The sequence below is a fragment of the Luteimonas sp. 9C genome (assembly GCF_902506295.1).
GTDB lineage: Bacteria > Pseudomonadota > Gammaproteobacteria > Xanthomonadales > Xanthomonadaceae > Luteimonas.
On sequence record NZ_LR733312.1, the window covers coordinates 1,279,670 to 1,293,368 of the forward strand.

Genomic DNA, 13,699 nt, shown 5'->3' on the forward strand with positions numbered 1-13,699 from the left:
ACCCCACCCTCCCCCGCCGGGCGGGGGAGGGCTCGAGCCAACCGCAGTCGCTACAGCCCCGCCGCGCGCCGCAACGCGGCGACATCCACCAGTCGGATCCGCCTGGGATCCTCGAACGCGATCGCCCCGCTCTGCCGCAGCCTGGTGAAACTGCGACTCACGGTCTCGATGGTCAGGCCCAGATGATCGGCGATGTCGGCGCGGGTCATCGGCAGATCGACGTGGTCGCTCGCACCGCCCCGCGGCTGCTGGCGCGCGCCGAGCTCGACGAGGAACCCTGCCAGCCGCTCGCCCGGCGCCAGCCGCCCCAGCAGCATCAGATTGCCGCGCGTCGCATCGAGCTCGCTGCAGGCCTGGGCCAGCATGCCGGACTCGAGATCGGGGTAGCGCTGGCACAGGCTGCGCATCGATTGCAGCGGAAACGCGCACAGCCCGCAGTCGGTCACCGCCTCGAGCGTGTGCCGGTAGCGCGGCGCGCCACTGAAGCCGATGAAATCGCCGGCCATCAGGAAGCCCGCGACCAGACGGCGCCCGTCCGACAGCAGCCGCACGCGCCGCAACATGCCGCGGGTGACGGTGTACACCTCGCGGCGCGGATCGCCCTCGCTGGCCAGCGTGGCGCCCGCGGGCAGCAGCACTTCGCCGGCCGCGGCTTCCAGCGCATGCGTGTCCGCCGCCGGAATCGACGCGCAGATCGCGAGCGGCCTGGCCAGGCAGCCCGCGCAACCGCCGTGCGTCGCCCGCTTTGGGCTGCCGGCGGCGGCATGCCGCGCGGTGCCGGCGGGCTCTGCTGCACTGCGCGCTCCGGGCCTGGTGTCCATAGGGCCGATGATACCCGCCGCCTTCCCGTCGCAGGCCCACGGCGGCACGTCGTCGGCCCGGACCCGCGTTGCAGGCCGCCGTGCGGCGGAACCGCATCGCCGACGCAGCACCTGCGATCCCCAGCCGCTAAAATCCCCGGTTCCGCCGTAGATGCTGTCCCGATGACCGAGTCCGTCCGCACCCCCTTCCATGGCTTCGAGCAGCTGCCGCTGCGCGAATTCGCCGAGCGCGCCTATCTCGACTATTCGATGTACGTGGTGCTCGACCGCGCACTGCCGTTCATCGGCGACGGCCTCAAGCCCGTGCAGCGCCGCATCATCTACGCGATGAGCGAACTGGGCCTGGGCGCGGCGGCGAAGCCGAAGAAGTCCGCGCGCACCGTCGGCGACGTGATCGGCAAATACCATCCGCACGGCGACAGCGCGTGCTACGAGGCGCTGGTGCTGATGGCGCAGCCGTTCTCCTACCGCTATCCGCTGATCGACGGCCAGGGCAACTTCGGCTCCAGCGACGATCCGAAATCCTTCGCGGCGATGCGTTACACCGAGTCGAAGATGACGCCGATCGCCGAGATGCTGCTGGCCGAACTCGGCCACGGTACCGTCGACTGGACCGACAACTTCGACGGCACGCTGGAAGAACCCTCATGGCTGCCGGCGCGCCTGCCGCACCTGCTGCTCAACGGCACCACCGGCATCGCGGTCGGCATGGCCACCGACGTGCCGCCGCACAACGTCAACGAGATCGTCAGCGCCAGCGTGCGCCTGCTCGACGATCCAGACGCGACCGTGCGCGACCTGTGCGAGCACGTCCGCGGCCCCGACTATCCGACCAGCGCCGAGATCATCACGCCGGCCGCCGATCTGCTGCAGATGTACGAGACCGGCCACGGCAGCGTGCGGGCGCGTGCGACGTTCGAAAAAGAGCACACCAACATCGTCATCACCGCGCTGCCGCACCAGGTCAGCCCGAGCAAGGTCATCGAGCAGATCGCCGCGCAGATGCGCGCCAAGAAGCTGCCGTGGCTGGAGGACATCCGCGACGAGTCCGACCACGCCAATCCGGTGCGCGTGGTGCTGATTCCGCGTTCCAACCGGGTGGACGCCGAGCAGCTGATGGGCCACCTGTTCGCGACGACGGATCTCGAGAAGAGCTACCGCGTCAATCTCAACGTGATCGGGCTCGACGGCCGCCCGCAGGTCAAGAACCTGAAGATGCTGCTCGCCGAGTGGCTGCAGTTCCGCACCACCACCGTGACCCGCCGCCTGACCCACCGCCTGGAGAAGGTCGAGCGTCGCCTGCACCTGCTCGACGCACTGCTGATCGCCTTCCTCAACCTCGACGAGGTGATCCGCATCATCCGTACCGAGGACGAGCCGCGCGCCGTACTGCAGGCGCGGTTCGAACTCAGCGACGACCAGGTGGACTACATCCTGGAGACGCGCCTGCGCCAGCTCGCGCGCCTGGAGGAAATGAAGATCCGCGGCGAGCAGGCCGAGCTGGAAAGCGAGCGCGATCGCCTGATCGCCACGCTCGACAGCAAGACCAGGCTGAAGAAGCTCATCAAGGACGAGCTGCTGGCGGATGCGAAGAAGTACGGCGATGCACGTCGCTCGCCCCTGGTCGCCCGCGGCGCCGCGCAGGCGCTCGACGAGAGCAACCTGGTGCCGAGCGAGCCGGTGACCATCGTCGTCAGCGAGAAGGGCTGGGTCCGCGCGGCCAAGGGCCACGACGTCGACCCCGCCGGCATGAACTATCGCGACGGCGACAGCCTGCTCGCGTTCGCGCGCGGGCGCAGCACGCAGCAGGTCGCCTTCCTCGATTCGACCGGACGCAGCTACTCCACCGTCGCGCATTCGCTTCCCAGCGCGCGCGGCAACGGCGAGCCGCTGACGGGCCGGTTCTCGCCGGCCGCGGGCGCGTCGTTCCAGGCCGTGGTCGCCGGCGAGACCGAGGCGCGCTTCGTCGTGGCCTCGTCGCACGGCTACGGCTTCGTGACGCGTTTCGAGAACCTCACCGGTCGCCAGAAGGCCGGCAAGGCGATGCTGTCGCTGTCGCCGGGCTCGACGGTGCTGCAGCCGGCGGCGGTACGCGCGGTGGAGTCGGATCGCCTGGTCGTGGTCACCAGCGCCGGACATCTGCTGGCCTTCCCGGTGGCCGAGCTGCCGGAACTCGACAAGGGCAAGGGCAACAAGATCATCGAGATCCCGAAGGCCAAGCGCGGCACCGAGCAGGTCGTCGCCGTTGCCGTCGTGCCGCCCGGCGCGTCGCTGCTGGTGCGTTCGGGCGCGCGGACGATGACGCTCGCGTTCAAGGAACTCGACACCTACATCGGCGCACGCGCCTCGCGTGGCGGCCTGCTGCCACGCGGCTGGCAGAAGGTCGAGGGGCTCGACGTCGAATGATGAAGGCGCGGGCGCGTCGCGGCGATCCGCTGCGCGTCCGCTCCGAACGCATCAAGAAGCCGCGGGAGCGCGCGCGAGGACGCCGTCCCGGCACACCGCCCCATCGCGCGCACGTGCGCGCGCACAGCCAACAGGCGCTCCATGCACCCCGAGTTCTGGCACGAACGCTGGTCCCACAACCGCATCGGCTTCCATCTCGACGCGCCGTTGCCGCTGCTGTCGAAGCATTGGCCCGGCCTCGATCTCGAGGCGGAGGCCCGCGTGTTCGTGCCGCTGTGCGGCAAATCTTTGGACATGCTGTGGCTGGCCGAGCGCGGCCATCGCGTGCTCGGTGTCGAACTGTCGGAGCTGGCGGTGCGCCAGTTCTTCGACGAACGCGGGCTGGTACCGGCGACCCACGAGACGGCTGCCGGCGTGCATTTCGTCGCCGGTGCGTACGAACTGATCGTCGGCGATGCGTTCGCGCTGCAGGCCGATGCACTCGCGGACTGCACGGCGGTCTACGATCGCGCGGCGCTGATCGCCCTGCCGCCGGACCTGCGCAGCGTGTATGCGGCCACGGCCTGGCGACGACTGCCGGCGGGATGCCGCGGGCTGCTGGTCACGCTGGAGTATCCACAGGCGCAGAAGGCGGGACCGCCGTTCTCGGTCGAGGCGGACGAGGTGCATGCGCTGCTCGATGACGACTGGCAGATCGATCTCGCCGAGCGGCGCGACATTCTGGCGAACGAGCCGGGCTTCGCGGCGCATGGCGTGACTGCGTTGTCGACGGCCGTGTACAGGGTAGTGCGACGGGAGTGATGCGGGTTGGCGCGCGGATCGGGACGGCTTCGATGGCTTCGAGTCGAATCGGGCGGCGGCTTTCCACCTGTTGAAAACAGAAACGCCCACGACAGGCGCGGGCGTTTCCGATCGTCCGACAATGCGGCGAACACGCCGCGCTTCGCTCACCCCACCCCGGCGTGGGTCCCGTCCGCCTCGCCCATGCGGCTCTGCTGGTAGCGCTGCAGGCCGATCATCTCGATCAGGCGCAACTGCTTCTCCAGCCAGTACGTGTGATCTTCCTCGGTGTCGGCGAGCTGGGTCACCAGCACTTCGCGGGTGACGAAATCGTCGTGCTGTTCGCACAATACGATGCCCTTGGCGAGGTTGTCGCGCACCAGATACTCGAGCGCGAGATCCTTGCGCAGCATCTCCTCGACGGTGACGCCGGGCTCGAACGCATCGGGGCGCATGTCCGGCGTGCCTTCCAGGAACAGGATGCGCCTGAGCAGCGCGTCCGCGTGCTGGGTTTCCTCTTCCATCTCGTGGTTGATGCGGGTGTAGAGCTGCTGAAGCCCCAGGTCCTCGTAACGGCGCGAATGCAGGAAGTACTGGTCGCGCGCCGCCAGCTCACCGCGGAGCAGGAACTTCAGGTAATCGACGACTTCGGGATGTCCTTTCATGGCAGCGCTCGCAACACGTGGAATGCGCGCAGTATGCCGGGCTGCCGTAAAGCATGATCGGATGGGAATGCATGCATTTCGCATTCTCAGCCGCGCAGGCCGGGTGCCGCGTGAGTCGTCGGGCCCGTTGCAGGCACCGCGACGCGCATCGGCGTAGACTCCCGCGCCTTCCGCCTGTCGCGCCCCCATGAAGATCGGCATCGATTTCGGTACCAGCTACTCCGCCGCCGCGGCGCGCATCGGCGACCGGCTGGTGCACATCCAGTTCGACGGACAGCCGCAGTTCCGCACCGCGGTGTTCTTCCCGACCACCCTGCCCGATCTCGACGCCTTCGAACTCGACGGCGCCATGGAAGCCGAGGTGGACGCCTTGATGCGTGGCCTGCGCAGCGACCAGACCCGCGCAGGCGCGGCGCCGCGCCCCGCTGCGCAGCTGCGCCGTGACGCGATCCGCATCGTGCGCCGCCAGTGGCTGGAAGCGCGCATGCGCGATGCGGAATCCTCGGTAGCGGACCTGCAGCATGCGGTCTTCGGCGAGGCGGCGATCGAAAGCTATCTGCTCGAAGGCAGCGGCAACCTGGTGCAGTCGCCGAAGTCGATGCTCGGCTTCAACCTGCACCCGCGCGCCAAGGACACCATCACCGGCATCGCCGCGCACATTCTCGAGCACATCCGCCTCACCGCGAGCCAGCAGCTCGGCACCACGGTGCGCGCCGCGACGCTGGGCCGGCCGGTGCGCTTCCGCAGTTCGCTCGGCGAAGCCGGCGGCGAGCAGGCGCTGGCGCTGCTGCGCGACGCCGCGGGCCAGGCCGGCTTCGATGCGATCGAATTTCTCGAGGAACCCGCCGCGGCCGCGCTGCACTACCACGCCGAAAGTCCGCATCGGCACACCACGCTGGTCGTGGACATCGGCGGCGGCACCACCGACATCGCGCTGGCGGAGGTCGGTGGCGACAGCGCGCCGCGCGTACATCGCGCCTGGGGCGTCGCCAACGGCGGGACCGATGTCGACCTCGCACTGAGCATGGCCCAGGTCATGCCGGTGTTCGGCAAGGGCGCCAGCCGCATTCCGGTCCATCATTTCGTCGAGGCGGCGACCGTGCAGGACATGCCGCGCCAGCGGGATTTCCACAAGCGCGACTTCGGCCACGTCGATGCGCCGTTTGGCGCGCGTCTGCAGGCGCTGCAGCGCGACGGCGGCACCACGCGCCTGTATCGCGGCGTGGAGGGCATGAAGGTGCGGCTGAGCGCCCACGACGCAGCCGGCCATGCGATGGACTACATCGAACCCGGCCTGCGCGTGGATGCAACGCGCGCTGCGCTGGAGACTGCCAGCGCGCGTTTCCTCGGCACCATCGGCGCCCTGCTCGACGACGTACGCGGCGATCTGGACACGCCGCCCGACAGCCTGTTCCTCACCGGCGGCATGTCCGGCGCGCCCTACGTGCAGGCCGCCGCGCAGGCGCGTTTCCCGGATGCGCGCATCGTGCGCGGCGATCCGTCGCTGGGCGTGGTGTCCGGTCTGGCCGAGCACGCCCGCAACTGAGCCACCGGGCCGGCGCCGCGCCGGTGCGCAACACGCCCGTGGAATAATCGGACCACGCCGCATCTGCCGCGGCCGGGGACGTGCGGATGCGCAAATGGATTCCGCGGGCGACGCTCGCACTCGTGGTGCTGCTGCTCGCCGCAGGCCTCTTCGTCTGGCTGTCGCTGCGCGCGAGCCTGCCGACGCTCGACGGCGACCGGTCGCTGACCGGACTCGGCGCGCCTGCGACCATCGAACGCGATGCCGCCGGCGTGGTCACGATCACGGCCGCCAACGAGACCGACGCGATGCGCGCGCTCGGTTTCGTCCACGCACAGGAACGTTATTTCGAGATGGACCTGATGCGCCGCGTGCCCGCGGGCGAGCTGTCGGCCCTGTTCGGCGCACGCGCCCTCGACACCGACAAGCGCAATCGCGTGCATCGCATGCGTGCACGTGTCGAAGCCGATCTCACCGCGATCGCAGGCGATCGCATGCCGCAGCTGCAGGCCTATGCCGACGGCGCCAACGCCGGGCTCGCATCACTCGGTGCAAGGCCGTGGGCCTACCTGCTGCTGCGGCAGACGGCGCAGCCGTGGGCGCCCGCGGATTCCGCGCTGACCGGCTTCGCGATGTATTTCGATCTGCAGGATGCGACCAACGCGCGCGAACTGGCGATGCACCGTCTGCGGCCCGCACTGCCGCGGGCGCTGTTCGATCTGTTCGCGCATGACGGCAGCCGCTGGGATGCGCCGCTGTTCGGCGCTGCACGTGGCGATGCGGTGTTGCCGGGCGCGGAGGCCGTGGATCTGCGGACGCTGGATGTCGTGGAGATCAAGGGCGCGCGCAGTGAAGCATCGCCGCTCGCGTCTGTCAGGGCGACGCAAGTCGAGGCTTCACCCCCGGCATCCCGGCTGGCCCTGATGCCATTTGATCCACGAACGGCTTCCCTCTCTTCCGCGGCACGGGAGCGCGGCCCAGGTGTGCCGCCCGCGTCGGCGGATCTTTCGCCTGGCAGCAACAACTTTGCAGTGGCCGGGACCCTGACCGCCGACGGCCGTGCCCTCGTCGCGGACGACATGCATCTGGGCCTGCGCGCGCCCAACATCTGGTTCCGCGCACGCCTGCGCTATCCCGATCCACGTGCGCCGGGCGGCCAGGTCGACGTCACCGGCTTCACCCTGCCCGGCCTGCCCGCGGTCATCGTCGGCAGCAACACGCACGTCGCCTGGGGCTTCACCAACAGTTATGGCGACTACCTCGACTGGCAGCGCGTCGTGCCCTGTGTCGACGGCGCGCCCGCGGGCTGCACGCCGGTCGCGCGACATGAAGAACCCATCGGTGTCGCCGGCAGCGAGGCGGTCACGCTGGTCGTCGAAGACAGCGACTGGGGCCCACTGGTCCATCGCGACGCGGATGGCAGTGCGCTCGCCCTGCGCTGGACCGCGCATCAGCCCGGCGCGCTGAATTTCGGCCTTGCCGACTTCGCCCACGCGCGCGATCTCGACGACGCACTGGCCATCGCCGATCGCACCGCCACGCCGACGCAGAACCTGGTGATCGGCGATCGCGCCGGCCGCATCGCCTGGCGCCTGCTCGGCCCGATTCCGATGCGCGACGCCGGCTGCGATGGCCGCGCCGTCTCCGTGCCGCTGGCGGCCGATGTGGCGGCCGGCGCGGACCGCTGCGCGCCCTGGTCCATCACCACGAGTGCCTCGCCACTGCTGCGCTCGCCGGAGACCGATCGTCTGTGGACGGCGAACAGCCGCGTCGTCGACGGCGCAGATTTCGCACGCCTCGGCGATGGCGGCGCCGCCCTCGGTATACGTGCGTGGCAGATCCGGGAGGGCCTGGAGTCGCGTGCGCAGTTCAAGGAGGCCGATCTGCTCGCGATCCAGCTCGACGATCGCGCTCTGCTGCTGGCGCGCTGGCACGCGTTGCTCGACTCGATCGCGAACGAAGCGGGCCACGACAGCGCGTTGCGCGCGCTCGCCGCTGCCTCGCGCGACTGGAACGGCCATGCCAGCGTCGACTCCGTCGGCTACCGACTGGTGCGCGCGTGGCGTCTGGCCGTCCACGCACGTCTCGCCGACGGCCTTGCCGCACCCGCGCGTGCGGCGCTGGGCGACACCTTCGAAACGCCCGATCCGCCGAACTTCGAAGGCGTCGTCTGGCCGCTGGTCGAACAGCGTCCAGCGCATCTGTTGCCGCGTCGCTTCGCATGCACAGCGGCCACGCAGCGCGGTCGCTGCACACCGGTCGACGACGGCTGGCAGGCACTGTTCGAAGACGCAGCCCGCGACGCGCGCGACAGCGTGGCCGGCGATCGCCCGCTCGCGGGACGCACCTGGGGCGAACGCAACACGACCGCGATCTGCCACCCGCTCGCGTCGGCGCTTCCGCTGCTCGGCAAACGCGCGCTGTGCATGCCGGCCGAGCCACTCCCCGGCGACGGCACCGTACCGCGCGTCCAAGGGCCGGCCTTCGGCGCCTCGCAACGCATGGTCGTCGCGCCCGGACACGAAGCCGACGGCATCACCCACATGCCCGGCGGCCAGAGCGGACATCCTCTGTCGCCCTACTGGGGCGCCGGCCACGACGACTGGGCGCAGGGGCGTGCTTCGCCGTTTTTGCCGCGGGCGACGGCGCATACGCTGAAGCTCGTGCCGGAAACGCAGGAGAATCGCTGAGGCGCCCGATCTGCGTTGCTTCGGCTTCGGCTTTTGCTTCGGCCTAGGCCTCGGCCTCGGCTCTGGCTCTGGCTCTGGCTCCCAGCCTTTGACTTGAATCGAGCCGTAGAGCGAGCCGAGCACCGGAGCCTGGCGCGGCCGTAGAGGCGCCCATGTCTGAGCGCAGCGAGTTTGGGCGCCGTGCCGCGCCAGGCGAGGCGCGGAGGGCACCGACGCGGCTTCACCGCGTCGGCTCGCGTCCGGCGAAGGGACCTTTTGGTTCCTTTTGGGTCCATCCAAAAGGGGCTCGCGCGCGCAGCGGGCGAAAGCTCTGCACTTGCTCCAGCTTCTTCGCTCGTCGCCCGTCGCTTTGCGACTCTGATCTTCTGGACAAAACAATGGATCAACCGCAGGAGCGAAGATCAAAGACAGGGCTTCCGCGCTGTCGCGCGGCTTACTTTTGTCTTGGCAAAAATAAGCAAAACCGTCTTCGCCGGACGCGATCCGCCGCGATACGGCCGCGGCGGTCCCCTGCGCTTCTCGGACGACGGGGCACGCAGCCCAAACTCGCTGCGCTCAGACATGGGCTGCTCTTCGACCCCGTCGCCCTGCGATGCTCGGCTCGCTCTACGGCTCGATTCAGGTCAAGAGCAAATCAAGAGCAAATCAAGAGCAAATCCTAAGCAGAAGCAGAAGCCGAGGCCAAAGCCAAAGCAGAACATCCGATTCCCATCGCCCACCGCATGCACAGGACAACACAGATCGACCAGAAAAAACCCCGCAGAAGCGGGGTTTTTCTAGAACGTGTGCGTGATCACTCACGCAGTTCGATCACATCGAAGTCCGCCACCGGATCCACCTCGGCGTCGTAATCCACATCGCTGCGCTCGAAGCCGAACAGCTTGAGGAATTCGTGCTTGTAGCCCGCGTAATCGGTCAGCGCAAACAGGTTCTCGCTGGTGACCTGCGGCCACAGCGCCTTGCACTGCGCCTGCACGTCGTCGCGCAGTTCCCAGTCGTCGAGGCGCAGGCGGGCTTCGTCGTCGACCTGGCCCGGCGCGCCGTCGGTGCGATACATGCGCTCGCGGAACAGGCGGTCCAGCTGGTCGAGCGTGCCTTCGTGCAGGCCCTTCTCCTTCATCACCTTGAAGGCGATGGCGATGTAGAGCGGCAGCACCGGAATCGCGGCGCTGGCCTGGGTGACCACGGACTTGAGCACGGCGACGTTCGCGCTGCCGCCGGTCTCCTTGAGCTGCGCATCGATACGTCGCGCGGTCGCGTCGAGGTCGGCCTTGGCCTTGCCCAGCGCGCCGTGCCAGTAGATCGGCCAGGTGATCTCGGTGCCGATGTAGCTGAAGGCCACGGTCTTCGCGCCGTCGGCCAGCACGCCGGCCTCGCGCAGCGCGTCGATCCACAGCTGCCAGTCCTGCCCGCCCATCACGGTCACGGTGTCGGCGATCTCCTGCTCGGTCGCCGGCTCGATCGACGCTTCGATGATCTGGTCCTTGTTGGTGTCGATCGCGGTCGAGGTGTAGGCCTCGCCGATCGGCTTGAGCGCCGAGCGCTTCACTTCGCCGGTGTCCGGCAGCTTGCGCACCGGTGAGGCCAGCGAATAGACGACCAGGTCGACCTGGCCGCCCATCTCGTTCCTGATCAGGTCGATCGCCTGCGCGCGCGCGGCGTCGGAAAACGCATCGCCATTGATCGAGCGGCTGTAGAGGCCGGCGTCCTTCGCATAGCGATCGAACGCGGCCGAGTTGTACCAGCCGGCGGTGCCGGGCTTCTTGTCGGTACCGGGCTTCTCGAAAAAGACGCCGAGCGTGTCCGCGCCGAAACCGAAGGCCGCGCTGATGCGCGCCGCCAGGCCGTAACCGCTGGACGCGCCGATCACCAGCACATTCTTCGGACCGTCGTCGCGCACGCCGCGCGCACGCGTGGCGGCGATCTGGTCGCGCACGTTGTGGTCGCAGCCGGTCGGATGCGTGGTGGTGCAGATGAAGCCGCGGACCTTGGGATGGATGATCACTGTGCTGCCCATGTGTCTGGAAACGTAGGCGCCAGTTTACGGGCTGGGGTCCCCGCGGTCCCGTACGGGGGTCAATGGTGATCGCGGGTGGAACGCGAACGATCGCGGGCCGGCGCCTGGAGGCATCTGCACACGCGTGCCTGCACGCGCGCCGCACATCTGCGCGATTGACAGCGCACGGGCGCCCGGCTGAACTGTGCATCGGATTTCTGCCCCGGATGCACCCATGCCGTCTCGCTGGATCGATTCACCGCTGCGCTACGGGCTGGTCACGCGCCTGCTGCACTGGGGCATGGCCGCCCTGTTCGCCTGGCAGTTCACCGGCATGGGCGTGAAGCTGATCCTGGGCAAGCATCCGCTGACCGCGTTTCTCGTCGGCACGCACAAGCCGGTCGGCACGCTGTTGATGCTGGCGATCCTGCTGCGCGGCGCTTGGGGCCTGTCGCAATGGCGCCGCCGGCCGCCGCATCCGCGCACCGCCGTCGGCCGCCTGGCGGGGGCTGGCCATGCGCTGCTCTACGCGCTGATGTTCTACATCCCCACCGTCGCCCTGCTGCGCGAGTACGGCAGTGGCCGCGGCTTCGCGCCGTGGGGGGTGCCCCTGCTCCCGCAGACCGGCGAGCAGATCGCCTGGATGATGGCACCGGCCAACCTGTCCCACGGTGTGCTGGCGTGGACGCTGCTCGCGGTGATCGTCGGGCACGTGGCGATGGTCGCGCTGCATCACGTCGTCTGGCGCGACACGACGCTCGCGCGGATGGCCGGCAGACTCTGACGTCCAGTCTCCCGGGCAGGCGCGCGCTTCTGCAGAAGATGTGGGCCGTGTGCACGGTTGTGCGCGTGCGCTGGAGCGCGGACGTACGCGGAGCTGTTCGCTCACGTGCACGCACCTGTCGCGCCGCGTCGCTAGACGGCGGCCTGATGCACACCGGCTACCGCCCGTCCCGACGGATCGGCCGCGTTCGCGAACGCCGCGTCCCAGGCGATCGCCGCGGGCGACGAGCACGCGATCGACTTGCCGCCCGGCACGGTCGCCGCGGCCGCCGGTGAGGGAAACAGCCGCTCGAACACGCTGCGGTAGAAGTACGCCTCCTTGGTCTGCGGCGGGTTGTGGGGAAAGCGGCTCGCCGCCGCCGCAAGTTCGCGATCGCTGACCTGGCCTTCCGCATGCGCCTTGAGCCCGTCGATCCAGCCGTAGCCGACGCCGTCGCTGAACTGCTCCTTCTGCCGCCACAGGATCTCGTCGGGCAGATGCCCGTCGAACGCGGCGCGCAGCACGCCCTTTTCCATGCGCTGATACCCGTCGCTGCCGCGGCGGACCATCTTGTGCGCGGCGTCGAAGCGCATCGCCACGTCGAGGAACTCGCGGTCGAGAAACGGCACGCGCGGTTCCACGCCCCAGGCCATCATCGACTTGTTCGCGCGCAAACAGTCGTAGGTGTGCAGCGCGTCGAGCTTGCGCACCAGCTCCTCGTGGAACTGCCGCGCGTCGGGCGCCTTGTGGAAGTACAGATAGCCGCCGAAGATCTCGTCACTGCCCTCCCCCGACAGCACCATCTTGACGCCCATCGCCTTGATGCGGCGCGCGAGCAGGAACATCGGCGTCGACGCGCGGATCGTGGTGACGTCGAAGGTTTCGACATGGCGGATCACATCGGGAATCGCATCGAGGCCCTCCTCGAACGTGTATTCGAAGCCGTGATGTACGGTGCCCAGCGACTCGGCGGCGATCGCCGCGGCGGCGAGATCGGGTGAGCCCTTGAGACCGATCGCGAACGAATGCAGACGCGGCCACCAGGCTTCGGTCTGGTCGCCATCCTCGACGCGATGCCGCGCGTAGCGCGCGGCAACAGCGGCGACCAGCGAGGAATCCAGGCCGCCGGAGAGCAGCACGCCATACGGCACGTCGGTCATCAGCTGGCGATGCACGGCAGCCTCGAAGGCCTCGCGCACGTCGTCGAGCGACACATCCACACCTTCGACCGCATCGAAGTCGCGCCACGGTTGCCTGTAGTACGCCGTGAGCACGCCGGTCGCGCTGTCGTACCAGTGGCCGGGCGGGAACTGCGCGACATCGGCGCAGGTATCGACCAGCGCCTTCATCTCCGAGGCGACGCGCAGGCGGCCTTCGCGGTCATGCCCCCAGTACAGCGGCACCACGCCGATCGGATCACGCGCGATGAGTGCGCGGCCGCTGTCGCGGTCCCACAGCGCGAACGCGAAGATGCCGTTGAGACGTTCCAGAAACGCCGACGGGCCGCTGCCGTCGGCCTCGTGCTCGCGATACAGGGCGCTGACCACTTCGCAGTCCGACGCGGTCTGGAACGCGTACGGCACGCGCAACTCGGTCTTCAGCGCCTGGTGGTTGTAGATCTCGCCGTTGACCGCGAGCACCAGCGCGCCGTCCTGCGACAGCAGCGGCTGCGAGCCACCCGCCGGATCGACAATGGCGAGACGTTCGTGCACGAGGATCGCGCGGTCGTCGACATGGACGCCGCTCCAGTCGGGGCCGCGATGGCGCTGGCGCTGCGAACACTCCAGCGCCTGCCGGCGCAGGGCGGTGGCGTCGTCGCCCGGTTGCAGGCCGAAGATGCCGAAGATCGAACACATGAGGGAGCTCCTGGGATGTCGTGGATCGCGATGTCGGTGGAGCCGGATGCGGACACAAAAAAACCCGCATCGCGGCCGATGCGGGTTCGTGTTCCGGTGCCTGCGCGTTTCTGCTTACTGCTGCGCCAGCTCCCACACCCGCATCGGCCGCGCACGATTATTCGTGCGCAGTGCGTTGCGGTTGCGATTGTTGGCGG

9 protein-coding genes are annotated in these 13,699 nt (G+C 69.0%); 5 read left to right on the top strand and 4 right to left on the bottom strand.

What is annotated here, in order from left to right; translation table 11 throughout:
* Window positions 1-50: 50 nt before the first annotated feature.
* On the bottom strand, window positions 51-821 hold the full coding sequence (locus CURTO8I2_RS05730) for a helix-turn-helix domain-containing protein (protein WP_159679419.1): 771 nt from the start codon (window positions 819-821) through the stop codon (window positions 51-53).
* A gap of 162 nt (window positions 822-983) precedes the next feature.
* On the opposite strand from CURTO8I2_RS05730, the gene parC reads away from it, so the two are divergent.
* Window positions 984-3,227: a DNA topoisomerase IV subunit A gene (gene parC / locus CURTO8I2_RS05735; protein WP_159679437.1), complete on the top strand. Its 2,244-nt coding sequence runs from the start codon at window positions 984-986 to the stop codon at window positions 3,225-3,227.
* Window positions 3,228-3,368: 141 nt separating this feature from the next.
* On the top strand, window positions 3,369-4,028 hold the full coding sequence (locus tag CURTO8I2_RS05740) for a thiopurine S-methyltransferase (protein ID WP_159679439.1): 660 nt from the start codon (window positions 3,369-3,371) through the stop codon (window positions 4,026-4,028).
* A 146-nt stretch (window positions 4,029-4,174) separates the two neighbouring features.
* Here the strand turns inward: CURTO8I2_RS05740 and bfr are convergent, their stop codons facing one another.
* Window positions 4,175-4,672, bottom strand: a complete 498-nt coding sequence (gene bfr / locus CURTO8I2_RS05745; protein ID WP_159679441.1) for a bacterioferritin — start codon at window positions 4,670-4,672, stop codon at window positions 4,175-4,177.
* Window positions 4,673-4,859: 187 nt separating this feature from the next.
* Between bfr and CURTO8I2_RS05750 the strand changes: the two genes are divergently transcribed.
* Both CURTO8I2_RS05750 and CURTO8I2_RS05755 read left to right on the top strand, forming a co-directional pair.
* Window positions 4,860-6,218 (top strand): Hsp70 family protein, encoded by a 1,359-nt coding sequence (locus tag CURTO8I2_RS05750; RefSeq protein ID WP_159679443.1) that lies wholly within the window; start codon window positions 4,860-4,862, stop codon window positions 6,216-6,218.
* A gap of 86 nt (window positions 6,219-6,304) precedes the next feature.
* Window positions 6,305-8,887 (top strand): penicillin acylase family protein, encoded by a 2,583-nt coding sequence (locus tag CURTO8I2_RS05755; protein WP_159679444.1) that lies wholly within the window; start codon window positions 6,305-6,307, stop codon window positions 8,885-8,887.
* 793 nt (window positions 8,888-9,680) lie between these two features.
* Here the strand turns inward: CURTO8I2_RS05755 and fabV are convergent.
* Window positions 9,681-10,892 carry an enoyl-ACP reductase FabV gene (fabV, locus tag CURTO8I2_RS05760; protein ID WP_159681563.1) on the bottom strand — a complete coding sequence of 404 codons (1,212 nt, stop codon included), beginning with the start codon at window positions 10,890-10,892 and terminating at the stop codon, window positions 9,681-9,683.
* Between the two features lie 226 nt (window positions 10,893-11,118).
* Here fabV and CURTO8I2_RS05765 point away from each other — a divergent pair, with 226 nt between their 5' ends.
* Window positions 11,119-11,667: a cytochrome b gene (locus tag CURTO8I2_RS05765; protein WP_159679446.1), complete on the top strand. Its 549-nt coding sequence runs from the start codon at window positions 11,119-11,121 to the stop codon at window positions 11,665-11,667.
* A gap of 131 nt (window positions 11,668-11,798) precedes the next feature.
* On the opposite strand, the gene asnB is transcribed toward CURTO8I2_RS05765, so the two are convergent.
* Window positions 11,799-13,502 carry an asparagine synthase B gene (gene asnB, locus CURTO8I2_RS05770; protein WP_159679448.1) on the bottom strand — a complete coding sequence of 568 codons (1,704 nt, stop codon included), beginning with the start codon at window positions 13,500-13,502 and terminating at the stop codon, window positions 11,799-11,801.
* Window positions 13,503-13,699 lie beyond the last annotated feature (197 nt).